Here is a 22728-nt window from a genome sequence, read left to right as displayed (position 1 = left end):
GTCAGGGACGACGGGCGGGCGATCGCGCGTGTGCGACGCGGACCGCCGGTCAGCAGCCGGTGGCCCAGATGTGGGAGTCGCCGCGGTCGTTGGCGGCGCCGTCGTAGCCGACCTCCTGGCCGGGCGCGAGGCAGATCGTCATGGCGCCGCCCTGCCAGGCGGATTCGTAGACCTGGACGTAGTCCTTGATACCCGGTCCGGAGATGCCGTGGTTGGCCCAGGAGGAGTCGGTGTCGGCGATCCAGCTCTCCCACCAGCCGTCGTCGCCGCTCCAGTTGGCCCGCTGGCCGCCGAAGTTGGCGTCCTGCCACGCGCAGAAGTTTCCGGACGGGCACTCGGCGGCGGTGGCGGGCCCGGTCAGGACCAGTCCGCCGGCGAGCGCGAGCAGGGCGGCGGCGGTGGAGCCGAGGAGTCGCTTCATGAAGCGTCGTTGCCTTTCTTCTCAGTGAGGGTGTTGTCGGTGGTGCTGTTATCGGTAGGGGTGGTGTTCTTGGTGGTGGTCTTCTTGGTGACGGCGGACAGTTCGGCTGCCCGCCGCAGCGCGCGTGCGCGCAGCTGTTCGTAGGCGACGACCTGGTCGCGGTGGAGGGTGCGCACGGTGGCCAGCTCGGCCGGTTCGAGCCGGGCACGGACGTCGGCGAGTCCGCTCTCGCGGGTGCAGCGCACGGCGACGACCGGATCGGGGCGGCCGGCGCGAGGCCCACCGGCGGGCGCGGCACAGCGGGTCCAGCGGTCGAGGGCGGCCCGGTGCGCGGGGTCGTCCTTCATCCGGGCCTGCGCCTCGGCGCGCAGGTTGTCGACGGTGACCTGCGCACGGAACCAGCGCTTCTGGTCGCCGTAGAGCGCGGCGCGGGCGGTGGCGACGCAGCCGTCGCTGTTGGCGGTGACGGTGAGGCCGGTGGCGAGGGTGAGGGAGAGCTCCCTGGGGTCCTTGCCGAAGAGGGCGGCCTGGAGCCGGAGGTCCTGAGAGGCGGGGGCACGCGCCTGGTTGACCGGGGGCAGGGAAAGGCCCTGGCCGTCGAGGCACTCGGCGACGAGCCGTTGTTCGGCGGCTTCGAGGAGCCGGTCCTGTTCCTGCCGGGTGGTGCGCGAACCGGTCTCGGCCGGGCCGGAGGGACCGGGGCGCACGGTGGCGCAGCCGGCGAGGACGAGGGCGGCGGCCGCGGTGACGAGGGCGCGGCGGGTCGTGTGGCGCATGGTTCCCCCTGGTGGCGGGCCCGGACGGTGGTGGCCGGCGGGGTGGGTGCCGCCGGTTCCGTGGCGATCAATGCCCGGTGCCGGTCGGGCCATGCGGCGAGTGGCGGCGACTCACCCGAAGGGGTCGAACGCGCCGGAGCACGCGCCGTTCACAGGCGGGCGGGCGCCCCGGCCGCGGATACGACACAGCCCCGGTTGGACGGGGGATTCCAACCGGGGCCGTTTGCCGTGACGCGAGGAAGGGCGGTCACCTCACGGGGGGGAAACCTGGGGACCGGGCCCCTTCGGCGTCACATACAGATGAACGATAAACCTTCACCGCTTGTTCCGGTGTGTCCCCTGTGCCGGATGTGAGTCACCTCACCCCGTTTGGTGCCTTCGACCCTCTCGCGGGCGGTCTTCCAGTCATCCTTGAGTCACTCCAGTCGCCCTTCAGCCGTCGTTCAGTCGTCCTTCTCCGGGCGGTAGACGACGCCGGGCTCGGCCTTCCCCGGGGCGAGCAGCTGAGGAACGGTGACGAAGGTGTAGCCCCGGCGCTTGAGCTCGTCGATGATGCCGGGCACGGCCGGGACCGTTCCGTCGTAGATGTCGTGGAGCAGGATGATGCCGTCGCCGTGGGCCTGGTCGAGCACGCGCTGCCGGATGAGTGCGGAGTCCTCGGTGGAGTAGTCCTTGGCGGTGATGCTCCACAGCACCTGGGCGAGGCCGAGTTCACGGGCCACGTCGGAGACGGCCTCGTCGGTGCGGCCCTGCGGCGGACGCATCAGGGTGGGCTTGCGGCCCGTGATCTTCGCGATGGCGTCCTGGGTGCGGGAGAGCTCGTCGCGGACCCCGGCGGCGTCGAGGTCGGTGAGGATGCGGTGGCTCCAGGTGTGGTTGGCCACCTCGTGGCCCTCGTCCGCGATCCGCTTGACGACCTCGGGATAGCGCTCGACGTGCTTCTTGCCGAGGAGGAAGAAGGTGGCCGGGACCTTCTTCTCCTTGAGTATGTCGAGCAGGTGCGGGGTGTCCTCGCCGGGTCCGGCGTCGAAGGTGAGGGCGATGCACTTCACCTTGGCGCAGTCGACGGTGGCGCGGGCGGCGTCGGCGGCCTTGGCGTTGTCGCGCGCCTCGCCGGGCGTGACCGTGTCGGCGGAGCAGCCGCCGAGGGTGAGGATCAGCGACGTGGCGGCGAGAAGGGCGAGCGCCGGCCTCCGGCGACGACCCGGCCTGGTTCGGAACATGTGCAACCCGCTTTCCCCGAAAATGGTTCGACTGCCGGGGCCCACGCCTGGTCATGGCGGGTCCCTGCGGCTCGTCGAGCACTCTACACACGGTGTATAGCTGGGGAAGGCAGCGGGGGGGGTCGCGTCGCGGACACGCGGGGCGGCGGGTCGGAGCCGGACGGGGATGACACAAGGGCATGGCGACCCCGGGCGGCGCCCGTCCGCTCCGCCCGGGGGTACGGGGGGTCCGTCAGCGTGACGCGAGGAGGAGGCGGGCCTCGGTCTCCTGGTCACCGGAGACGGATTGCAGGGACTCGATGTCGAAGCTGCGGGCGAGCACCTTCTCGACGTCGTCGACCGCGCGGTAGCCGCCGGTGAGCAGCGCCCCGACCTTCCCGGTCAGCCGTGGGGGCGAGGTCTCTTCGTGCCGGCCGCCGGCCGTGTCGAAGGTGGCCATCCAGACGGTGGTGGCGGGCGCGGTGGCCGCCTGCGGGCCCGGCCCGCTCATGTCCTCGAGCTGGTAGGCGTGGTCGAGGACTTCGAAGACGGCCTGGGCGTCCTCCCGGCAGCATTCGCTCAGCTGAACGGTGACGTCGGTGTCGATGTGCAAGTCGTACACGTCGCTCATCTCCTCGGTTGCCGCTTCCAGCATCCCTCTCGGCGGGGCGTCCCGCGAGGTTCGTGTCACCGTGGAGGGAGAACCGTACGAGCGCGGTACGGGAGGCGGACGGGAGGTCGGTCGTGGGCGGAGAGGCACAGGAGGCCGACGGGCCCGCGGAGCCCGAGGAGCCGGAGCAGTCGGAGCAGCCGGACGCCGACGGGCTGGTCCTGGGGCGCCACGAGACGCCGGACGAGCGGGCGGACCGGCGCTGGACCGATCTGATGCAGGAGATCCGGGTCGCCCAGACGGGCGTACAGATCCTCTTCGGTTTCCTGCTGACCGTCGTCTTCACACCGCGCTTCGCGGAGCTGTCGGACAGCGACCGCTCGATCTACATCGTCACCATCACACTGGCCGCCGCGGCGACGGGGATGCTGATCGCGCCCGTCTCCTTCCACCGGATCGTCGCGGGCCGCCGAATCAAGCCGCGAGCGGTGATCTGGGCCTCCCGGCTGACTTTTGCCGGCCTCCTGCTGCTGCTCGCCACCGTGGGCGCCGCGCTGCTCCTCGTCCTGCGCGTGGCGACCCGCGCCCCCTACGTCCCCTGGCTGGTGGGCGGCCTGATGGCCGGGTACCTGCTGTGCTGGTTCGTGCTGCCCCTGTGGGTCCGGCGCCGCCACACGGCCGAACCGCACGACTGATGCCGGTCCGCCGAGGGGTCAGTCCGCCGCGCCCAGCTCGGCCAGGTGCGCGTGCAGCACGTCGAGGCAGGCCTGCGGGTCGAGGAGCCGCGGGTGCAGGACGCCGCTGAGACCGAGGCCGTCCAGCAGGGCCGTCAGCCGCTCGGTCTCCAGGTCCAGGTCGAGGCCGGTACGGAGGGCACCCGCGGCGTCCAGCCGGGCGAGCACCCTGCGTACGAAGCGCCGCGCGCCCTCCGCGGTCTGGCGGGACAGGTCACCGAAGGCCGGGTCGGTGCGGGCGGCGGTGTTGAAGTCCAGGAAGACGGTGACCTCGGCGCGACGGCGCTCGTCGAGCGGGAGCAGCTCGGCGAGGAGGCCGGCCGCGAGCGGCAGCTGCTCGGCTCGCGGATGCTGCCCCAGATCGCCGATCCGCTCGACGTGCGCGAGCAGCCGGGCGCCGAGGCGGTCCAGCATCGACTGCATCGCGAAACGCATCAGCTCCTGCTGGCTCGCGAAGTAGTGGCGCAGCGAGCCGATGTTGAGCTGCGCCTCGTCGGCCACGGCGCGCAGCGAGGTGCGTTGGAGACCGTCGCGGACGACGACGCGGAACAGGGCGTCGACGACGTGGCGGCGGCGGGCTTCCGGATCCACCTGCTTGGGCATGGAGCCTTTTTATCACGCGTGTGATACAACTGGATTTATCACAGGCGTGATAAATCCTTTGGAGGGTCTCATGGAGACAGTCCTCAACCTCATGCTCATCCGCTTCGGCCTGATGGCGGCCGGCCTGGTCGTCCTGGCGCTGCTCGCCTTCGCCGTGGCCCTGCACTTCAAGCGACGGGGCCGCCTCGACGACGTCCGCCGCTACGCCGACCCCGCCCTGAAGGCCGCCGTCCGCGCCGCCACCCGTCGCCTCGACGGCACCCGCGGCGGGACCTCCGCACCGCGACGACCGGACGGCCGCCGATGATCACCCTGGCCACGGAGTCGTCGGAACTCCTGCACCACCTGCTGCTCGACCTGGTGATCAAGGTGGTCATCGTGGTGGCGGCCCTGACGGTGCTGGCGCTCGGCCTCCGAACGATCTGGCGCCGAGCCGACCGCACGAACAAACCCCCGCACTGACGGCCGCTATGAGGAACCTGTCGCATCGCGCGGCGACGACGCGGTGTCTCTTGAGACGGTCGAACCCGCCAGGACACGCTCGACCGTGTCGGCCTCGGCCGCTCGCTTGTCCGGGCGGTGGCGAAGGACGCGGGCGAAGCGGAGGGTGACGCCGGCCGGGTAGCGGGTGGAGCGCTGGAGGCCGTCGTAGGCGATCTCGACGACGAGTTCGGGGCGGACGCGGACGGTGAAGCCGTCATCGGAGACGGCGAGTTCGCGGAGACGCCCGGTCTGCCAGCGGAGCATCTCGTCGGTGAGCCCCTTGAAGGTCTTGCCGAGCATCACGAACGTGCCGTCGTCGGCCGGCGCGCCCAGGTGCAGGTTGGAGAGCAGTCCGGTGCGTCGGCCGTGGCCCCATTCGGCGGCGAGGATCACCAGGTCGAGGGTGTGCACGGGCTTCACCTTCAACCAGGTGCGGCCCCGCCGTCCGGCGACATAGGGCGCATCCAGGGCCTTCACCAGGACGCCCTCGTGGCCGCGGGCCAGGGTGTCCCGGAAGAACGCCTCGGCCGCGTCGACCGCCGCCGGGTCCGCCGGGTCGGCGACGACGGTACGGCGCACCCGCAGCGGCTCGGGCAGCAGCCGCGCGAGCGCGGCGTGGCGTTCGCTGCCGGGCCGGTCCACCAGGGACTCGCCGTCCGCCGCGAGCACGTCGAAGAAGACGGGCGACAGGGGCAGAGCGGCCCGGGCCGTTTCCACGTCGACGCGCGAGCCGACCCGGGACGAGATGTCCTGGAAGGGCATCGGGCGGCCCGTCGCCGGATCGAGGGCGATGACCTCGCCGTCCAGGACGAACGGCTCGCCCTCGGTGGTCCGCGCGACGGCGACGACCTCGGGGAGCCGGCCGGTGATGTCGTCGAGGGAGCGGGTGTAGACCCGGACCTCGTCGCCACGCCGGTGCACCTGGATGCGGATCCCGTCGAGCTTCTCCTCCACCACACAGGGGCCGAGGGCCGCCACGGCCTCGGTGACGCCGCCCGCCGTGTGCGCGAGCATCGGCTGCACGGGGCTGCCGACCCGCAGGGTGAACCGGTCGAGGGCGCCCGGCCCTTCGGCGAGCACGGCCCGCGCGACCCGCGGCAGCGAACCCTCCAGCATCACGGCGCGCCTCAGCTCCGCGGGCGCGACCGACGCCGCGCTGGCGACGCCTTCGAGAGCGACGGCGTCCAGGGCGCCCTGGCGGACCTCGCCGGACAGCAGCCGGATCAGGAACTCCTGTTCCGTCAGCGTCGCCGCGGCGAGCAGCTCGCGCACGAGCCCGAGCCGCCGGGCCTGCGCGCCGGCGCCGGAGACGCCGGCCAGCTCGGTCATCGCCGCGTCCGTACCGGTCAGGGTGAGCTGTGGCTGCCCGGCGGGCGGCACGGCCGGCGGCAGGACGTTCTTGAGCACGCTCCAGCCGACCCCGATGCGCCCCTGCGGCAGCTGCCCGGAAAGATAGGCAATGACGAGCGGACTCTCCTCGGGCTCGGCCTCCGCGAACAGTTCGGCGAGCAGCGCGGTCTTCCGCGACCGCGCCGACGTGGCGGCGACCTGCCCCGACACCTCCGCGACCCGGACAAGGAGCATGCGCCCATCGTGCCCGCGCCCGCCGGGCCGCGCACCCCGGCCGCACCGTCCCGTCACTCCCCGCGGGATCTCGCCGCCTTCCGGCCGCGCAGCCGGTCGAGGAGGCTCCGCCGGCTCCGCCGGCCAGGAGGACGCGTCGCCGCCGGCGAGCGCCCGGGCCCGCCGAAGACACGGGCCTCCGGCGGGCGCCCAGGTGCGCCGAAGACGTGGGCCTTCGGCCGCACGACCGACTCGGACCGGGACACCGGCTCAGACCGGGGCACCGACTCGGACCGGGGCGCGAACTCGGGCCCGGGTTCCCGCGCAGACTCTGGATCCGGCGCGGACTCGGGATCCGGCGCGGGCTCGGCCAGGGAGGCGAGCCGGGGCCCTGGCACGGGCTCGGGCCACGGCTCCGGCGCGGGCATGGGCTCCGGCGCGGGCCAGGGCTCCGGCGGGGGCATGGGCTCGCGTCCGGGGATTCGTAGGGCCAGAGGTGCCGGACTCTGGCGTGTCGCGCCCGGACGCGGCACGTCACGGTCGGCGCGGGCCTCGTCCAGGGCGAGGGCGAGGCTCATGCGGTGCCAGAGGATCTCGTCCGGGTCGTCGGCGAGCATCAGCCGGTCGGCCATCTCCCGGCCGGCCGGGGAGGCGGGCCGCCAGCTGGGCGGTGCGGGCCGGAGCCGGTCCAGATACGCCCGTTCGAAGGGGTCGTCGACGACTTCGGCCACATGGGCGGAGTCGAGCAGCGAGGCGATGGCGGCCGTGCGCACCCAGGGGTCGTCGTGCGCCCTCAGCAGCATGCCGAGCCGTCGCGCCCGCCAGTTGCGGGGCCGCCAGTCCGGGCACTCCTCCTCCCGCTCACGGACTTCGAGCGGGAACCGGCCGGCGAGCAGGCTCGGGTGCTCGATCGCGAACTCCCCCAGTTCGGCGGCCGGGTAGAGCCAGACGACGGCCCGATAGCGGTTGACGTAGAACCGCACGGGGCTGAAGTGCCCCGTACGGGCCAGGCGGCAGAAGCGGTTCGGGGGGATGTCGATCAGCGCGGCGCCCTCGTTCGTCCCGACGGCCCTGACGCGTTCGCGCAGCCCTGCGGGCCAGTCCTCGGCGGCCCGGAGCCGCTCGATCTCGGCGCGCGGCACCCGGCGCCGTGCCAGGTCGACCGGGCCGTCCGCCGGGCCGGGCGCGGGGCCCGGCACCGTACGGACGGCTCCCGTGTAGACGGCGAACTCGAACTCGTCGCGCCTCAGTCCCAGTTCTCGCGCGGCGCGCCCCGGAGCCACCGTCGCCGAGAGCTCCGTATCGGCCTTGGCCTGCGCCGCCTGCGCCTTCCACCTCGTCTCCGTCGTCCCGCCCGTCTGCGTCGCCTTCGTCGTCCGTGGCGTCTGCGTGGTCTCTTGCGTGGTCATGCGGTCGGTCCCCCGTACTGCGTTCAGCTCGAACACTTTCAGTGATGACCGTAACGCACAGTGACGACACTCCGCTCGCCCTGTGGATAACTCTCAGTCGCCGGTCGTACCGCCCGGATGCCGCGCCGCCACGCCCAGGTGCTCGCCCACCCGGTTGACCAGCAGCGTCATCTCGTAGGCGACCTGGCCGACATCGGCCTCGGCGGCGCTGAGCACGCACAGGCAGCTGCCTTCTCCGGCGGCCGTCACGAAGAGCAGGGCCTCGTCGAACTCGACCATCGTCTGCCGGGCCCGGCCCGCCTTGAAGTGCCGGCCCGAGCCGCGGGCCAGGCTGTGCAGGCCGGAGGAGACGGCGGCCAGGTGCTCGGCGTCCTCCCGCGCGAGTCCGCTGCTCGCGCCCGTCACCAGTCCGTCGTTCGACAGCACCAGCGCGTGCTGTATCGCGTCGACCCGGCGGGTCAGGTCGTCGAGCAGCCAGTCGAGCCCTCGGTCCAGCGCCATGTGTGTTCCTCCCCCTGTGGCCCCGTACGGCCCCGTGTGCGTGTGTCCGGCCAGCCTTACGCACTGTCGTGGACAGGGCAAGCACCCCTCACCACCCGCGTGCCGTCGTCAGCCCACGGAGTCGAGGAGCCGCGCGGTGTGCATCCGCCCCGCGTACTCCACGAGCCGGATGAGCACCTCCTTCCCCGAGTCGCGGTCCCTCGCGTCGCACAGCACGACCGGGGTGCCGCGGTCCAGGTCGAGGGCGCGCGAGACGTCGTGGGCGCCGTAGGTCCGGGCGCCCGCGAAGCAGTTGACGGCGACGACGAACGGGATGCGGCGGTGCTCGAAGTAGTCGACGGCCGGGAAGCAGTGCTCCAGGCGCCGGGTGTCGGCGAGGACGACGGCGCCGAGCGCGCCCTGGGACAGCTCGTCCCACAGGAACCAGAAGCGGTCCTGGCCCGGCGTCCCGAAGAGGTAGAGGGAGAGTCCGGAGCGGATGGTGATGCGGCCGAAGTCCATGGCGACGGTCGTGGTGGTCTTCTGGTCGATGCCGCCGGTGTCGTCGACCGACTCGCCGGCCCGGCTGAGCTGCTCCTCGGTACGCAGCGGGCGGATCTCACTGACCGCGCCGACCAGGGTGGTCTTCCCGACGCCGAAGCCGCCGGCGACCAGGATCTTCAGGGAGAGCGCGGTGGTGTCCGCACCGCTCGCAGGCCTGCTCTGCGCGCTCTGCGCGCTCTGCGCGCTCTGCTGCCTCGGGTCGTTCGGCGTGCTCCGGGACCTTTCGGTGCTCTGGATGTTGTGGGTGCTCTGGGTGCTCTGGGTGGACTCAGAGCGCTCGTAGGCCATCGATGACTTCCCTCAGGATCCGTTCGTCAGGGAGCTGTGCGGGCGGTACGGGCCTGCTGACCTTCACGAAGCCCGCTTCGAGGAGGTCGCCCAGGAGAACCCGGACGACCCCTACGGGCAGGTCTGCGTCGGCGGCGAGTTCGGCGACGGACTGTGTCTCGGCGCGGCACAGCTGGAGCAGGGCGCGGTGTTCGGGGCCGAGCAGCGACTCGGCGGCCCGGTCCGGCGGCTGGTCGTCGACGACGACGAGCGCGATGAGGTCGAACCGTACGTTGCTCGGTCCCGGCTTGGTCCGGCCACCGGTCATCGCGTACGGCCGGACGAGCGGCCCCGCCTCGGCGTCGTACCACTGACTGCCCGGCACGGTCCGGGCGGCCTCGCCGCTCGTGCGGGCGCCGGTGCCGGTACTCGCACGGGCTCCGGTGCCGGTGCCGGAGCCGTCCTCGTTCATGCGGACGCCGGTACCGGTGCCGGTGCCGGTGCTGTCCTCGTTCATGGGGGTCTCCGGTCAGCCGGTAACCGGCGGGGTCACGGTCAGCCGCGGCGGTGTGTGCAGGTGCTCGCCGACCCGTTTCACCAGGCGGGCCATCTCATAGGCGATGAGGCCGATGTCGGCGTGGGCGCCGCTGAGCACGGCGAGGCAGGAGCCGTCGCCGGCCGCGGCGACGAAGAGGAAGCCGTCGTCCATCTCGACCATCGTCTGGCGCACCCCGCCGGTGTGGAACTGGCGTCCGGCACCCTTGGCGAGGCTGTTGAAGCCGGAGGCTATGGCGGCCAGGTGCTCGGCGTCCTCGCGGCTCAGACCGTTGGAGGCGCCGACGGCGAGGCCGTCGTTGGAGAGCACGACGGTGTGGCGGACCTCGCGGACGCGCATGACGAGGTCGTCCAGGAGCCAGTCGAGTTCTCCGGAACGGTGGTGGGAAATCCTCTCGTGGTCGATCATTCGTCGTCTCCTTCACGGGCGGGTTCGCTGGATAGGGGGCCGTAGCCGCCGGGGGCGTGGGCGTGGCCGTTGCCGAGAGTCCGTCGCGGGACGCCGGAGGTGCCGGGAATGCCGGGGGCGGCTCCTCCGCCGCGCCGCCAGCCGTCGCGGTAGGCCGACATCCGGTCCCTGACCTGCTCCGGAGTCCGCTCCCCCGGGGCGTCCGCGACACCGAAGACGGCGGCCGGATCGGGCGCCGGCGGTGCCTCGCGCAACTGCGGTACGAGGCTGGCCTGGCGCACCCGGCGGGGCAGCTCGCCCTCACTGTTCCCACTGCCGCTCTGCACCCGGCCCTCCCTCGCGTCGCCCTCGTCCCGGCCCTCGCTCTTGCCCGGGGGCGGCCCGGTCCGGGCCCGCAGGGCGGTGACGCCGGCCTGTGACGCCGGCGGCGGACCCGACTCCTTGGCCGCGGGGGACGGAGAAGCCACGATCACAGGGGACGAAGAAGCGGCGGGCGCGGGGACGCGAGGCGGGTCGGGGACGGCACGGGACCGGGGCAGGGCGGGTTCGGCCGCGGCCGCCCGCTCGCCCGTGTTCTCGGGCCCGGCGGCCCGCGGCAGCGTCTCGGCGGCGGCGGTTCGGCCGGGCGGGAGGGCGCTCTGCAGCAGGTCGGTCGGCAGGAGGACGACGGCGGTGGTGCCTCCGTACGGCGAGGTGCGCAGGTGCACCTTGATGTCGTGCCGCGCGGAGAGGCGGCTGACGACGAACAGGCCGAGCCGGTCGCTGTCGAAGAGGTCGAGGGCCTCGGACCGGTCGATCCGGGCGTTGGCCTCGGCCAGGGTCTCCTTGCCCATGCCGAGGCCGCGGTCCTCGATCTCCAGGGCGTAGCCGTTGCCGACGGGTTCGCCGCTGATCCGCACCTTGGTGTGGGGCGGGGAGAACTGGGCGGCGTTCTCGATGAGTTCGGCGAGGAGGTGGGTGAGGTCGGCGACGGCGCCGCCCGTGACGGCGGTCTCGGGGAGTTGGCGCACCTCCACGCGCGCGTAGTCCTCGATCTCGGAGACGGCGGCCCGGACGACGTTGGTGAGCGGGACGGGCACGCGCCAGGCACGGCCGGGTGCGGCGCCGGAGAGGATGATGAGGCTCTCGGCGTGGCGGCGCATGCGGGTGGTGAGGTGGTCGAGCCGGAACAGGTCGCCGAGTTCGCCGGGGTCGTCGACGCGGCGCTCCATGCTGTCGAGCAGGTTGAGCTGTCGGTGCACCAGGACCTGGCTGCGGCGGGCGAGGTTGACGAAGACGCCGGAGATGCCGCTGGCGAGTTCGGCGCGTTCGACGGCTGCGGACAGCGCGGCGCGGTGGACGGTGGTGAGGGCCTCGCCGACCTGGCCGATCTCGTCCTGCGGGGCGGGGCCGGGCGGTGCCTCGGCGTGGACGTCGAGCTCCTCGCCGGCGCGCAGCCGGCGCATGGCGGCGGGGAGTTTGCGGCGGGCGATCTCCAGGGCGGTGTTGCGGAGGCTGACGAGTTCGACGACCAGGCCGCGGCCGATGCGTACGGAGATGGCGAGCGAGGCGGCGACGGCGACGAGGCCCAGCAGGACGGCGGCGGCGCCGGCGAGCGGCAGGCCGCCGCCGAGCGGGTCGTGGCGGTCGGCCGCGGCGGCGCGGGCGGCCTGTTCCAGGGAGCCGGTCCCGTCGCGTACGGAGGCGTGGGCGGAGTCCCAGTCGCCGGAGCTGACGGCCTGGGCGGCGCGCCGGCCGGGGGTGGCGGCGAGCAGCCGGTCCTCGGCGGCGGTGAGCCTCCGGTAGCCGGGCGTGGCGGTGAGCTCGCGCCAGGCGGTGCGCTGCGCGGTGGGCAGGTCGGCGGTGGCGGAGTCGGTGAGGGTGCGCCGGGCCGCCACCGAGGCGCCGAAGTCGCGCAGCGGCTGTGCGTCGAAGCGGCCGGTGAGCTGGGCGGCGCCGAGGAGGGTGTCCTCGCGGGCGAGCATCTCGCCGGAGCGGGCGAGTTCGAGCAGTACGCGGGCCTCGGAGCCGCTGCGCGGGTCCTCGATGGAGGCGAGGGCGCCGCCGACGGCGAAGCCTGCCGAGATGGTGTCGGTGTACGTGGCGTAGAGGCGGTCCGCGTCGGCGCGGCCGTCGGCGGCCGCGGTGCGGAGCCGGTCCAGGGCCTCGGCCCGGTCGACGAAGGCGGTCAGGCGGGTGGAGACGTCGACGGGCAGGCCGCCGCTGTCGGCGACGGTGTGCCGGTCGTCGAGCCGGAGCCGGGCGACGGCGACGTCGGTGGCCCGGGCGCGGTCCCTGAGCTCGGCGGCGCGACCCGCGGTGGGGTCGGCCGCCTGGCGTACGGCGGCGCGGCGTTCGTCCTGGAGGGCGGTGAGGGCCCTCGCGACGGGCTGGTGGACGTCGGCGTCGACGGACTGGAGGAGCCGGAGGCGGGCGATGTCCTGGGCGGTGGTGACGGTGGCGAAGCCCCAGAGGGCGAGGAGCGAGACGACCGGGACCATGAGGAGGGAGACGATCTTCGCGCGGACGGTGCGCGGCCGCAGGCCGCGGGGGCGGCGGGCGGGCGGTCCGGCGGGCGCGGGCCGCGGCGGCGCGCCTGCGGCGGGCGCGGTGGCGACGGGCGCGGGGCCGCCCCCGACGGCCGGCTCGGGGGCCTCGCGGATGCGCTCAGAGGCCGGGCCGGAGGGCAGGTCAGAGGTCTGTCCGAGGGGCCGTTCGGAGATCCCGTCGCGCGGTCCGGTCCCTTCTCGCGGGCCGGTGCTTTCGCGTGATGCGGTCTGTTCGCGCGATGCGGGCCGATCGCGCCGTCCGGTCCCGTCGCGCGGTGTCGTCGGCTCGTCGGCGGGTGGTCCGGCGTGCGCGCGGCGGCCGCGGGCCGCAGTGGGCGGCTGTGCGGGAGCCCCTTCGTCCGGGGTGCTGCGGGGAGTTCGCATAGCCTCCTCGTTCCTTGTTCCTTCGTGCACGGACCCGGTGGGAGCGGCGGGTCCGCCGGTGCTGGTGCGGGCGGGCGGGCGTGGGCGGGGCGGGGCGGGGGGCGACGGACCGTCGGGGAATCCAGGCGATGCGGAGGGGGCGAGGGGGTACGGGGGGTGAGGGGGGTACGGGGAGGGGCGCGGCGGGCGGTGTCAGGCGCGTGCGTCGTGGGGGTCGACCGGGCCGTGCACGGGGCCGGACGGGTAGGCGTAGGCGGGCCTGGGGCCGGGCTCGCGGACGCGGCCGGGCTCGGGGACGCGGCCGGGCACGGGGACGCGGCCGGGCACGGGGCGGAAGCCGGGAGGCGCGACGTCGACGGCGCGTTCGTCGGGTTCGGTGAGGCGTTCGGCGGAGGCGTAGGCGGCGCGTTCGCTCGCGGTCGGCGAGAGGGCGACGAAGGCGGCGGTGATGAAGAGGTAGGAGCCGAGGCCGACGGCGAGCGGGAAGATGAACTGCATGGCGCTGACTCCGGGGAGCGGCGCGGCGGAGGGGTCGACCTCGATCCCGACGGCGAACATGCCGGTGTAGTGCATGCTGCTGACCGCGGCGCCCATGACGAGGGAGGCGATCGCCACCGCCGCCGGCCGGTGGATGTTGAGCGCCGCCCAGAGGGCCGCCGTGGCGGCCACGACCGCGATGACGACGGAGAGGGCGACCAGCAGCGGGTCGTAGGTCACCCGGCCGTGCAGTCGCAGCGCGGCCATGCCGGTGTAGTGCATGCTCGCCACGCCGACGCCCGTCGTGAGGCCGCCGATCAGGAGCGAGCGGACGCGGTCGCGGCCGTGTCCGACGGCGAAGACCCCGATGCCCACGACCAGCATGGCGATGGCCAGGCTGAGGAGGGTGAGGGGGACGTCGTAGCGGATGTCGGTGCCGGAGACGCCGAAGCCGAGCATCGCGACGAAGTGCATCGTCCAGATGCCGGTGCCGATGGCGGAGGCGGCGGTGAGCAGCCAGTTGCGGCGTGAGCGGCCGGTCGCCTCGAGGGCGCGTACGGTGCAGCGCAGGCCGAGGGCGGCGCCGATGCAGGCCATCGCGTACGACAGCACGGGTGTCAGCCAGCCGTAGGTGGCGTGGTCCAGGTGTCCCATGACTCGGGGACGCTAGTGCGCCCCGGGGGGCGCACTGGGGGCGCATTTCGAAAGCTGATGGAATATGACGCAGAGATGTTCCCGACCGATCGGTGCGAGGTCGAACATGCGCACAAATCGTTCACTCTTCCGGGCGACAGGACGGCACGATGCGCCCTTGGATTCACGCTTGTGAGTGACACCGAGGGAGGCCGAGGGTGGTGGATCATGGGACACATGAGCGATGACCCCACACAGGTACGGGAGTTCTTCGGCGCCCGTGCCGCCACCTGGGACTCCCGGTTTCCCGACGACGGCCCCGCCTATGCGGCCGCCGTCGCCGACCTCGGCCTGCTTCCGGGCGATGCCGTCCTGGACGCGGGCTGCGGCACCGGCCGCGCGTTGCCGCCGCTGCGTGAGGCGGTCGGCCCGACGGGCACGGTGATCGGCGCCGACCTGACGCCCGAGATGCTCATAGCCGCGGCGAAGGCGGGGCGCTCCGCGTCCGGAGCGCTGCTCCTCGCGGACGTCGCGCGGCTGCCGCTGCGGGACGGGGCCCTGGACGCGGTGTTCGGGGCCGGGCTGATATCGCACCTCGCCGACCCGGCCGGCGATCTGCGCGAGCTGGCCCGGGTGGTGCGGCCCGGCGGGCGGCTCGCGCTCTTCCATCCCATCGGCCGCGCCGCGCTGGCCGCCCGGCACGGACGGCAGATCACCGACGACGATCTGCGTGCCGAGCCCAACCTCGGCCCGCTGCTCGCCGCTTCGGGGTGGGAGCTGCGGAGCTACACGGACGAGGACCACCGCTATCTGGCACTGGCCGTGCGCACGGGATGACCGCGGTCCACGAACGCGGCTGACCGGGGTCCTACCGCGTACGCGGCCATCGGGTCGCGCCTCAACGAACCCGTCGGTCGAGAAGTTCCGGGAGTTCCGGGGAGATCACGGAACAGCTCTCGACGGGCGGGTTACTCACTGGTTAGGGTGCGCCGACGACCAGACGGGGACGCGAAGGGGTGGCTGACGTGGGTGCACCGGAATCCGTCGCGAGCGGCGCCGCCACCGGCACGGCCGGCTACGCCGACGCCGCCGCCACTGACGAGGACGCACTGTTCGTGCTGACGGCGGCACTGCTCACGCCGGCGCAGTTCCCGAGCGTGCTCGGCGACGACTACCCGGCGGCCTGCGCAGCCCTGCGCCTGGAGGCGTGGGCCGGTGGTTACGGGCTCGTGCTCGGCCAGGACGGCACGGGCGCCCGGTGGACCGTCGTCGTGGACGACGTCTCGCTGGTCGCCGTCGCCATCGCCTCCTGGGACTGCGGCATGGCGTACGACCTCTCCCCCGACGAGCGGTCCGTGGTGTGCGCGCTGCCAGGCTGGCCGCTGGCCGTCGCCACCGCCGCGCCCGGCCTCCCGGCGCCCCACGATCCCGCACCCGAGGAGGGCGCCCCCGCGCCGCTCGCCCCGCCGGACGGCACCGCATGGGGTCCGGCCCAGCGGCGCATGGGCGCCGACATGGTGGCCTTGCAGTGGGCGGAGTGGCGGGCCCGGTTGGGTGGCCCCGCGGAGGGCGGTGTCGGCGGGGCCGGCAATGGCACCGGCACCGGCCAGGATGGCGAGGTGGGGTCGGGCGACGGGGCCGAGGACGAGGCCTCCGGCCCGTACGGCACCGTGCGCCGGGCGCTCCGCGAGCTCAGCGCGTACGTCGAGGAGGCACCGCCCGTCGGCCGGGTCCGGTCCAGTTTCGCTGCCGGTGAGGCCCGGATGCTGCGCGCCGACGGTCCCGGCTGGTCGCTCGTGGCCCGCACCGACGACATGGCCTTCGTCCTGCTCGACGAGGCGCCGAACGAGGTGCTGCCGGTGACCCGTGGACCGCGGTTGCCCGCGCTCCTCAAGGCGCTTGACGCGATGGCGGTACGGCCGAGCTGAGCGCGCGCCCCCGTGCGGCGGGCCGAGGCGGCGTGGCGCCCGTCGCACCGCTGCGGCGACGCCGCACCGCCCGCGAACCGGGTGACCGGCCGGTCGGCGAGCGGTGACGTGGTCGACTTCCGCGCCCCGTACGGGAAGCCGGTCAGACCATATCCAGGGGGCGGTGCGGCCCCTCCGGCAGCTCGACCCCGATCGCGTCACCCGGCCGCACCTCGCCGCCGGTCAGCACGATCGACATGATCCCGGCCTTGCGGACGACCTGCCCGTTCTCGTCCCGGCCGAGGACCTGCTTCAGCAGTCCGTGCCGGTAGGCGTCGATCTGGGCGCACGGGTTGCGCAGGCCGGTGACCTCGACGACGGCCTCGGCGCCGAGGTGCAGCCGGGTGCCGGTGGGCAGGCCCAACAGGTCGATGCCGCGGGTGGTGACGTTCTCGCCGAGGGCGCCGGGGGCGACCTCGAAGCCGGCGCCCGCCACCTCGTCGAACAGCTCGGCGTGGATGAGGTGCACCTGGCGCAGGTTGGGCACGGTCGGGTCCTTGGCGACCCGGGAGCGGTGCTTGACGGTCACTCCGGCGTGCACGTCGCCCTCGACGCCGAGCCCGGCGAGGAGCGTGATGCTCGCACGGTTCGGCTTGGTGAACGAGTAGGTGCCGTTGCTGCTGACCGTCGTGACGGTGCCGGTACCGAAGGCGTCGGTCGTCGCTGCGCTCATGATGTGGAGCTCCCCTTCCCCTGGTGCGCTGGAGTGGCGCGTTCTCGACCCTATGCGATGCCCTGGACCCGCAGCGGTGCGCCCACCTCGTGCAGATGGCCGAGGGCCTGGCGGTAGGACTCGACGAAGCCGGTCTCGGTGTACGGGAGGCCGAGCGCCTCGCAGTGTGCGCGGACGGCGGGCTGGACGAGGCGCAGATGGGGCCGGGGCAGGCTGGGGAAGAGGTGGTGCTCGATCTGGTAGTTGAGGCCGCCGAGGAACCAGTCGGTGACGGCGCCGCCGCGGATGTTGCGGGAGGTCAGGACCTGGCGGCGCAGATGGCCCCAGGAGCCGCCGTCCGGATGGGCGTCGGGCCTTTCCATGCCCTTGTGGTTGGGGGCGAAGGCCATGCCGAGGTGCACGCCGAGCAGCATCTGGTGGAGCAGTGCGAAGACGAGGGCCTGGAGCGGGGTCAGCAGCGTGAGCAGCAGGGCCGCGTAGCCGGCGAGGTGGGCGAGGAGCAGGGCGCCCTCGACGAGGCGTTCGCGCGGGGTGCGATAGGGGCCGGTGCGGGAGAGCAGGGCCTGCACTCCGTACACCTTGAGGGCGATGCCCTCCAGGGTGGTGAGCGGGAAGAAGAGCCATGCCTGGTGGCGGGTGAGCCACCGGCGCAGGCCGGTGCGGCCGGTGGTCTGGTGGGCGGCGAAGACGAGGACGTCGGCGGCGACGTCCGGGTCCTTGTCGAGGTGGTTGGGGTTGGCGTGATGGCGGTTGTGCTTGTCGTTCCACCACTCACGGCTCATGCCGAGCAGCAGGTTGGCGTGGACGAGCTGGATCAGCCGGCTGACGCCGCGGTTGCGGGTGATCTGCGCGTGGCCCGCGTCGTGGCCGACGAACGCGACCCGGGCGGAGAAGAGCGCGAGCGGGAGGGCGAGGGGCAGGGCCCACCAGGACGGGCCGACGAGGGCGAGTCCGGTGACGACGGCCGCGATGCCCAGGAGGTTGGCGACGATGCTCCGGGCGTACCAGCCGGGGCGGTGGTCGAGGAGTCCTTGCGCCCTGACGGTCCGGAGGAGCGGGGCGAACTCGCTGCCGGCGCCCTTGGGACGGGGTGCTGCTGCGGGTGCTGGCGGCGCGGTGAGGGTCGCGGTGGCCTGGGGCATGTCGGTCTCCGGGGTCCGGGAAGGGGCTGGGGCGCGGGCCGCGCCGGCTACCGAAAACGTACGGATCGGTGATCGTTCCGGGCCATGGCGTCACCACCCGGACCGGGTCGGGGGGCGGCCCGGGTGCGGGGGTGGGGCTTTCCCCACCCCGGCGGTACGGAGTGACGGGGATCACAGCGTCAAGGTTCGCCGGCGGTTGGGGAGTTGAGCTACCTTCGGCCGCTCGACCCAGTAGTCAAATTTGAGGAATGCGTTGTCGCAGTCTCCGTCGCAGTCGCTCTCGTCCTCGTCCTCGTCCTCACCCCTGTCCTCTCCCTCGTCCTCTCCCTCGTCCTTAGTCCCGGCCCCTGAACTCGCCCGCTGCTCCGTCCTCTTCCTGCCCGCCGATCCGTATCGGGCGGGACGGATCGCCTTCTGGTCCGCCGGCTCGTTCGAGTCGGGCACCGCGCTGACCGTCGTCGACGCCGACGTGCGGCCGCGGACCGTCCGCGCGCACCTGCTCTCCGTACGGGAGGCCCTGCCCGTCCTCGTCCGGGCACGCTTCGACGAGAACGCCTCTGCGTCGGCGGCCTTCTGGGGCGCGGCCGTGCTCTTCTCCCTGGACCTCGTCTCGCGCGGGCTGATCCTCCCCGGCCTCACCTCGCACGACCACGACTGCTGGCGCGTCGGCCCGCTGGGCCCCAAGGAGCTGGCGGCCCTGCGCGATCTGGCCGCGTCGATGCCGCCGTCGGCCCATGCCGTGCCGCTTCCGGAACCGGACGGGGACGGCGGGCCGCTGCTGCCCGAACCCGAGGAGCTGCTCCGCGCGTTCGCCGACGCCGTCGCCGACGTCCTGCCCCGCACCCCCGCCGCCGCTCTCGCCGCCGGCGGCCCCGCCTTCGCGGCCGACGAGCACCATGCGCCCGAGGCGCTGCCGCACCAGCGCGCCTGGGCGGCGGACGTGGCGGCCGGCCACGACGCGGGCGTACGCCTGTCGCTGCGCGTGGAGTTGGTGGGCGCGGACACGGTGGGCGCGGACACGGTGGGCGCGGAGTCGATGGGCGCGGAGACCGACGAAGAGACGTCCCCAGCCGACGCGCCCTCGTTCCGTGCGGTCCTGCAGATGCACGCCGTCGCCGATCCCACGCTCGTCGCCGACGCGGCGGACGTGTGGGCGGGGACGGCTCCGGCGGGCGCGGCCTTCGGGGCGCGGGCGCGGATGGACGCGCTGCTCGCGCTGCGGCGCGCGGCACGCGCCTGGGCGCCGCTCTCGCCGCTCCTGTCGGCCGCGGTGCCCGACGCGATGGAGCTGGCCGACGAGGAGGTGGCCGAGCTGCTCGGGCCGGCCGCTCGCGCGCTCGCCGCCACGGGTGTACGGGTCCACTGGCCGCGCGACCTGGCGCACCGGCTCACGGCGCGGGCCGTCATCGGGCCGCCGGACGAGCACGGCGAGCAAGGGGAACCGGGCGCGCCGGGCGAGGCCGGGGCCGGTGCCCGCGGCCGGGGTGACGCGTTGCCGTCGTTCCTCTCCGCCGACGCCCTGCTCGCCTTCCACTGGCGCTTCGCGATCGGCGACGAGGAGCTGACCCGCGAGGAACTCGACCGGCTCGCCGAGGCCGGCCGGCCGCTGGTCCGGCTGCGCGACCAGTGGGTGCTCGTCGACCCGGACGAGGTGCGGCGCGCCCACGCGCGGCAGGACCGCAAGCTGACGCCGGTCGACGCGCTCGGCGCCGTGCTCACCGGCACCACCGAGGTCGACGGACGGCGGGTCGAGGTCCAGGCCACCGGCTGGGTGGAGCGGCTGCGGGCCCGGCTCGCCGACCCCGAGGGCGGCGGACAGGAGGTCGCCCAGCCCGCCGCACTCGCCGCGACGCTGCGCGACTACCAGCTGCGCGGCCTCGCCTGGCTGCACCGGATGACCTCGCTCGGCCTCGGCGGCTGCCTCGCCGACGACATGGGCCTCGGCAAGACCATCACCCTGATCGCGCTCCATCTGCACCGGCAGACCGATCCGGCAGCGGCGGGTCCGACGCTCGTGGTCTGCCCGACCTCGCTCATGGGCAACTGGCAGCGTGAGATCGAGAGGTTCGCCCCCGGCACGCCGGTGCGCCGCTTCCACGGCGTGTCGCGCTCGCTGGACGGGCTCGCCGACGGCGAGTTCGTGCTCACGACGTACGGCACGATGCGGCTCGACGCCGCCCGGCTCGCGGACCAGGCGTGGGGGCTGGTCGTCGCCGACGAGGCGCAGCACGTCAAGAACCCCTACTCGGCGACGGCCCGCGCGCTGCGCACCATCGGCGCGAAGGCGCGCGTGGCGCTGTCGGGCACGCCCGTCGAGAACAACCTCTCCGAGCTGTGGGCGATCCTCGACTGGACGACCCCGGGACTGCTCGGGGGGCTCGGCGCGTTCCGTACGCGGTACGCCTCCGCCGTCGAGGGCGGCACCGACCCGGCAGCGGCGGCGCGCCTCGCCGCGCTCGTACAGCCGTTCCTCCTGCGCCGTCGCAAGTCGGACCCGGGCATCGCGCCCGAGCTGCCGCCGAAGACCGAGACCGACCGGGCCGTGCCGCTCACGAAGGAGCAGGCGGGGCTGTACGAGGCGGTGGTGCGGGAGACGCTGGCGGCCATCGCCGAGGCGGACGGGATGGAGCGGCGCGGCCTGGTGGTCAAGCTGCTCACCGGACTCAAGCAGATCTGCAACCATCCGGCGCAGTATCTGAAGGAGGACCCGGGGCAGGACCCGGCGCTCGGCACAGGGGGCCGCATCGCGGGGCGCTCGGGCAAGCTGGAGCTGCTCGACGAACTCCTCGACACGATCCTCGCGGAGGACGCGAGCGTGCTGGTCTTCACGCAGTACGTGCGGATGGCCCGGCTGTTGGAGGCGCATCTGGCGGCGCGGGGCGTGCCGACACAGTTCCTGCACGGCGGCACGCCGGTCGCCGAGCGGGAGGCGATGGTCGCCCGTTTCCAGAACGGCGAGGTGCCGGTCTTCCTGCTCTCCCTGAAGGCGGCGGGCACCGGACTCAACCTCACCCGGGCCGGCCATGTCGTGCACTACGACCGCTGGTGGAACCCGGCCGTGGAGGCGCAGGCCACCGACCGGGCGTACCGGATCGGACAGACCCAGCCCGTGCAGGTCCACCGGCTGATCGCCGAGGGCACGATCGAGGACCGGATCGCGCAGATGCTGGAGCGCAAGCGGGCACTGGCCGACTCGGTGCTCGCCTCGGGCGAGGCGGCCCTGACGGAGCTGACGGACGCGGAACTCTCGGAACTGGTGCGGCTGCGCGGGGAGGACGGACGATGAGCGAGTACGGGACCCACGGAGACGACGGGTACGACCGGTACGACGGGTGGGACGGGGAGGACCAGGGCTACGGGGGCCACGGGGGCCACGGCTGGGTCGGGGAGGACCGAGCGCACGGGGACCATGGCCGGGACGGGGGACGCGGGGGCCGCGGGCGCTACCGGGAGCACGCTGACGCGACGCGGACCTTCGCGGCGCTGCCACCCGTCCAGGGCGGTGCGTTCGCCCGCACCTGGTGGGGCCGGGCATGGCTGAAGGCCCTCGAGGACACGGCGCTGGACGGCCGGCAGTTGAAGGCGGGGCGGCGACGCGCCCGGGCGGGGGCAGTGGGCGCGGTCTCGGTGCGGCCGGGGCGGATCACGGCCTTGGTGCGGGATCCGGACGGCACGTCGTACCGCAGTGACGTGCTGCTCCAGGAGCTGTCCGAGGCGGAGTGGGACCGGCTGGTCGAACTGGCGGTGGCCAGTGCGGGACACATCGCGGCGCTGCTGGACCGCGAGATGCCGCCGCACCTGGTGGAGGACGCGGCGGCGGCCGGGCTGGAACTGCTGCCGGGCATCGGCGACCTGGAGCCCGAGTGCGGCTGCGATGCCTGGGACCACTGCCCGCACACGGCGGCGCTCTGCTACCAGGTGGCGCGGCTGCTCGACGAGGACCCGTTCGTGCTGATGCTGATGCGGGGACGGGGCGAGCGTGCGCTGATCGAGGCGCTGCAGGAGCGCAGCGCGGCGTGGGCCACGGTGGAATCCGACGGGTCGCGGGGCGGGCGGTCCGGCGTGTCGGGCGGCTTCGGTACGACGGGCGGCTCGGGCGGGGCCGGCGTGCCGGGTCTCTCGGGTGCGGCAGGTGCGTCAGGTGTCTCGGGTGTCTCGGGTGTCTCTGCGGCGGAGGCGTTCGCGGCGGGTGGCATCCTGCCTCCGCTGCCCGCGCCGCCGGTCCCGTCCGCCGCGCCGGGCGCGCCGCCGTCCCTCGACACGGAGACCGACCCGGAGCCGGGCCTCGACCCGGCGGCCCTGGAGTTCCTCGCGGCGGACGCGGCTGCCCGGGCCCACCGGCTGCTGTCCGGTGTTGCCACGGCGGTGCCGTCGCCGCCCGGCCCGGCGCAGGCGGAGCCGAGCGCCGCGACGACGCTCACCGACCCGCCCCTGACGGTGGCCCAGGACGCGGTACGGCTGGCCGCCGGCTCCCCCGCGTCGTGGATCGCGGCCCGCCTCGCCGCCGGCACGGGCCGCACCCGGACCGGCCTCGACCTCGCGGTCCGCGCCTGGCGCCTCGGCGGCCCGGCCGGCCTCGCGGTCCTGGAGGAGGAGTGGACCCCGGACCCCGACGCCCTGCGTCGGGCCGAGGCCCGGCTCCTGGACGCCTGGGACCCCGCCGACCGGCCCGCCCTCCACCCGTCCGGCCCGGCCCGCTGGACCCTGACGGGCACGGGCGTCCAGCTCCGCCTGGGCGAGGACGGCCGCTGGTGGCCGTACCGCGAGGAGGACGGTCTCTGGACCCCGGCGGGCCCGCCGGACCACGACCCGGCGGCGGCGCTGTCGGGCGTGGCGGAGGGGTAGCCG

At 74.2% G+C, this 22728-nt stretch carries 22 protein-coding genes and 1 pseudogene; 7 read left to right on the top strand and 16 right to left on the bottom strand.

Going from position 1 to position 22728, the window contains the following annotated elements:
• Positions 1-49: 49 nt before the first annotated feature.
• From ACWEJX_RS15405 to ACWEJX_RS15390, 4 genes are all read right to left on the bottom strand, one after another.
• Entirely contained in the window at positions 50-421 is a 372-nt protein-coding gene (locus tag ACWEJX_RS15405) for a peptidase inhibitor family I36 protein (protein ID WP_451607932.1), read from the bottom strand.
• Positions 418-1197 carry a hypothetical protein gene (locus ACWEJX_RS15400; protein WP_451607931.1) on the bottom strand — a complete coding sequence of 260 codons (780 nt, stop codon included), beginning with the start codon at positions 1195-1197 and terminating at the stop codon, positions 418-420. The genes ACWEJX_RS15405 and ACWEJX_RS15400 overlap by 4 nt, the downstream gene beginning before the upstream one ends.
• Before the next feature lie 443 nt (positions 1198-1640).
• Positions 1641-2420 (bottom strand): polysaccharide deacetylase family protein, encoded by a 780-nt coding sequence (locus ACWEJX_RS15395; protein WP_451607930.1) that lies wholly within the window; start codon positions 2418-2420, stop codon positions 1641-1643.
• 232 nt (positions 2421-2652) lie between these two features.
• A complete protein-coding gene (locus tag ACWEJX_RS15390) occupies positions 2653-3030 on the bottom strand; it encodes a hypothetical protein (RefSeq protein WP_451607929.1) in 378 nt (125 codons plus the stop codon).
• Between the two features lie 194 nt (positions 3031-3224).
• Between ACWEJX_RS15390 and ACWEJX_RS15385 the strand changes: the two genes are divergently transcribed.
• On the top strand, positions 3225-3704 hold the full coding sequence (locus ACWEJX_RS15385; protein ID WP_451607938.1) for a DUF6328 family protein: 480 nt from the start codon (positions 3225-3227) through the stop codon (positions 3702-3704).
• An 18-nt stretch (positions 3705-3722) separates the two neighbouring features.
• On the opposite strand, the gene ACWEJX_RS15380 is transcribed toward ACWEJX_RS15385, so the two are convergent.
• A complete protein-coding gene (locus ACWEJX_RS15380; protein ID WP_451607928.1) occupies positions 3723-4346 on the bottom strand; it encodes a TetR/AcrR family transcriptional regulator in 624 nt (207 codons plus the stop codon).
• Positions 4347-4416: 70 nt separating this feature from the next.
• On the opposite strand from ACWEJX_RS15380, the gene ACWEJX_RS15375 reads away from it, so the two are divergent.
• Positions 4417-4653, top strand: a complete 237-nt coding sequence (locus tag ACWEJX_RS15375; protein ID WP_451607927.1) for a hypothetical protein — start codon at positions 4417-4419, stop codon at positions 4651-4653.
• Positions 4650-4808 (top strand): hypothetical protein, encoded by a 159-nt coding sequence (locus ACWEJX_RS15370; protein ID WP_451607926.1) that lies wholly within the window; start codon positions 4650-4652, stop codon positions 4806-4808. Before ACWEJX_RS15375 ends, ACWEJX_RS15370 begins: the two co-directional genes overlap by 4 nt.
• Before the next feature lie 6 nt (positions 4809-4814).
• On the opposite strand, the gene ACWEJX_RS15365 is transcribed toward ACWEJX_RS15370, so the two are convergent.
• The 8 genes and pseudogenes from ACWEJX_RS15365 to ACWEJX_RS15330 all read right to left on the bottom strand — a co-directional run.
• Positions 4815-6413: an ATP-dependent DNA ligase gene (locus ACWEJX_RS15365; protein ID WP_451607925.1), complete on the bottom strand. Its 1599-nt coding sequence runs from the start codon at positions 6411-6413 to the stop codon at positions 4815-4817.
• Between the two features lie 53 nt (positions 6414-6466).
• On the bottom strand, positions 6467-7801 hold the full coding sequence (locus tag ACWEJX_RS15360; RefSeq protein WP_451607924.1) for a DUF6397 family protein: 1335 nt from the start codon (positions 7799-7801) through the stop codon (positions 6467-6469).
• A 93-nt stretch (positions 7802-7894) separates the two neighbouring features.
• The gene (locus ACWEJX_RS15355) at positions 7895-8302 is read right to left on the bottom strand and encodes a roadblock/LC7 domain-containing protein (RefSeq protein ID WP_451607923.1); all 408 of its coding nucleotides are present in this window, start codon (positions 8300-8302) and stop codon (positions 7895-7897) included.
• Between the two features lie 108 nt (positions 8303-8410).
• Complete coding sequence (locus tag ACWEJX_RS15350) at positions 8411-9133, bottom strand: GTP-binding protein (protein WP_451607922.1); 723 nt, start codon at positions 9131-9133, stop codon at positions 8411-8413.
• Complete coding sequence (locus tag ACWEJX_RS15345) at positions 9114-9584, bottom strand: DUF742 domain-containing protein (RefSeq protein ID WP_451607937.1); 471 nt, start codon at positions 9582-9584, stop codon at positions 9114-9116. The genes ACWEJX_RS15350 and ACWEJX_RS15345 overlap by 20 nt, the downstream gene beginning before the upstream one ends.
• 57 nt (positions 9585-9641) lie before the next feature.
• A complete protein-coding gene (locus ACWEJX_RS15340; protein WP_451607921.1) occupies positions 9642-10076 on the bottom strand; it encodes a roadblock/LC7 domain-containing protein in 435 nt (144 codons plus the stop codon).
• Positions 10073-12988 (bottom strand): sensor histidine kinase, encoded by a 2916-nt coding sequence (locus ACWEJX_RS15335; protein ID WP_451607920.1) that lies wholly within the window; start codon positions 12986-12988, stop codon positions 10073-10075. The genes ACWEJX_RS15340 and ACWEJX_RS15335 overlap by 4 nt, the downstream gene beginning before the upstream one ends.
• Before the next feature lie 369 nt (positions 12989-13357).
• Positions 13358-14119: pseudogene (locus ACWEJX_RS15330) on the bottom strand (MHYT domain-containing protein); the annotation flags it as partial.
• A gap of 216 nt (positions 14120-14335) precedes the next feature.
• Between ACWEJX_RS15330 and ACWEJX_RS15325 the strand changes: the two are divergent.
• Together ACWEJX_RS15325 and ACWEJX_RS15320 are read left to right on the top strand one after the other, a co-directional pair.
• Entirely contained in the window at positions 14336-14935 is a 600-nt protein-coding gene (locus ACWEJX_RS15325) for a class I SAM-dependent methyltransferase (protein ID WP_451607919.1), read from the top strand.
• A 188-nt stretch (positions 14936-15123) separates the two neighbouring features.
• On the top strand, positions 15124-16026 hold the full coding sequence (locus ACWEJX_RS15320; protein WP_451607918.1) for a hypothetical protein: 903 nt from the start codon (positions 15124-15126) through the stop codon (positions 16024-16026).
• 142 nt (positions 16027-16168) lie between these two features.
• On the opposite strand, the gene ACWEJX_RS15315 is transcribed toward ACWEJX_RS15320, so the two are convergent.
• From ACWEJX_RS15315 to ACWEJX_RS15305, 3 genes are all read right to left on the bottom strand, one after another.
• On the bottom strand, positions 16169-16738 hold the full coding sequence (locus tag ACWEJX_RS15315) for an MOSC domain-containing protein (protein ID WP_451607917.1): 570 nt from the start codon (positions 16736-16738) through the stop codon (positions 16169-16171).
• A 50-nt stretch (positions 16739-16788) separates the two neighbouring features.
• Complete coding sequence (locus ACWEJX_RS15310; RefSeq protein ID WP_451607916.1) at positions 16789-17880, bottom strand: acyl-CoA desaturase; 1092 nt, start codon at positions 17878-17880, stop codon at positions 16789-16791.
• Positions 17881-18051: 171 nt separating this feature from the next.
• On the bottom strand, positions 18052-18324 hold the full coding sequence (locus tag ACWEJX_RS15305; RefSeq protein WP_451607939.1) for a hypothetical protein: 273 nt from the start codon (positions 18322-18324) through the stop codon (positions 18052-18054).
• Here ACWEJX_RS15305 and ACWEJX_RS15300 point away from each other — a divergent pair.
• Together ACWEJX_RS15300 and ACWEJX_RS15295 are read left to right on the top strand one after the other, a co-directional pair.
• On the top strand, positions 18257-21166 hold the full coding sequence (locus ACWEJX_RS15300) for a DEAD/DEAH box helicase (protein ID WP_451607936.1): 2910 nt from the start codon (positions 18257-18259) through the stop codon (positions 21164-21166). The genes ACWEJX_RS15305 and ACWEJX_RS15300 overlap by 68 nt on opposite strands.
• Entirely contained in the window at positions 21163-22725 is a 1563-nt protein-coding gene (locus tag ACWEJX_RS15295; protein WP_451607915.1) for an SWIM zinc finger family protein, read from the top strand. Before ACWEJX_RS15300 ends, ACWEJX_RS15295 begins: the two co-directional genes overlap by 4 nt.
• Positions 22726-22728 lie beyond the last annotated feature (3 nt).

Source organism: Streptomyces sp. NPDC004788, assembly GCF_053601115.1.
This window is presented reverse-complemented; position numbering and strand designations above follow the sequence as displayed.

Bases quoted from the DNA above. Each gene is read 5' to 3' on its own strand.
- ACWEJX_RS15405 (WP_451607932.1), bottom strand. From the start codon at position 421: ATGAAGCGACTCCTCGGCTCCACCGCCGCCGCCCTGCTCGCGCTCGCC.
- ACWEJX_RS15400 (WP_451607931.1), bottom strand. From the start codon at position 1,197: ATGCGCCACACGACCCGCCGCGCCCTCGTCACCGCGGCCGCCGCCCTC.
- ACWEJX_RS15395 (WP_451607930.1), bottom strand. From the start codon at position 2,420: ATGTTCCGAACCAGGCCGGGTCGTCGCCGGAGGCCGGCGCTCGCCCTT.
- ACWEJX_RS15390 (WP_451607929.1), bottom strand. From the start codon at position 3,030: ATGAGCGACGTGTACGACTTGCACATCGACACCGACGTCACCGTTCAG.
- ACWEJX_RS15380 (WP_451607928.1), bottom strand. From the start codon at position 4,346: ATGCCCAAGCAGGTGGATCCGGAAGCCCGCCGCCGCCACGTCGTCGAC.
- ACWEJX_RS15375 (WP_451607927.1), top strand. From the start codon at position 4,417: ATGGAGACAGTCCTCAACCTCATGCTCATCCGCTTCGGCCTGATGGCG.
- ACWEJX_RS15370 (WP_451607926.1), top strand. From the start codon at position 4,650: ATGATCACCCTGGCCACGGAGTCGTCGGAACTCCTGCACCACCTGCTG.
- ACWEJX_RS15365 (WP_451607925.1), bottom strand. From the start codon at position 6,413: ATGCTCCTTGTCCGGGTCGCGGAGGTGTCGGGGCAGGTCGCCGCCACG.
- ACWEJX_RS15360 (WP_451607924.1), bottom strand. From the start codon at position 7,801: ATGACCACGCAAGAGACCACGCAGACGCCACGGACGACGAAGGCGACG.
- ACWEJX_RS15355 (WP_451607923.1), bottom strand. From the start codon at position 8,302: ATGGCGCTGGACCGAGGGCTCGACTGGCTGCTCGACGACCTGACCCGC.
- ACWEJX_RS15350 (WP_451607922.1), bottom strand. From the start codon at position 9,133: ATGGCCTACGAGCGCTCTGAGTCCACCCAGAGCACCCAGAGCACCCAC.
- ACWEJX_RS15345 (WP_451607937.1), bottom strand. From the start codon at position 9,584: ATGAACGAGGACGGCTCCGGCACCGGCACCGGAGCCCGTGCGAGTACC.
- ACWEJX_RS15340 (WP_451607921.1), bottom strand. From the start codon at position 10,076: ATGATCGACCACGAGAGGATTTCCCACCACCGTTCCGGAGAACTCGAC.
- ACWEJX_RS15335 (WP_451607920.1), bottom strand. From the start codon at position 12,988: ATGCGAACTCCCCGCAGCACCCCGGACGAAGGGGCTCCCGCACAGCCG.
- ACWEJX_RS15325 (WP_451607919.1), top strand. From the start codon at position 14,336: ATGAGCGATGACCCCACACAGGTACGGGAGTTCTTCGGCGCCCGTGCC.
- ACWEJX_RS15315 (WP_451607917.1), bottom strand. From the start codon at position 16,738: ATGAGCGCAGCGACGACCGACGCCTTCGGTACCGGCACCGTCACGACG.
- ACWEJX_RS15310 (WP_451607916.1), bottom strand. From the start codon at position 17,880: ATGCCCCAGGCCACCGCGACCCTCACCGCGCCGCCAGCACCCGCAGCA.
- ACWEJX_RS15295 (WP_451607915.1), top strand. From the start codon at position 21,163: ATGAGCGAGTACGGGACCCACGGAGACGACGGGTACGACCGGTACGAC.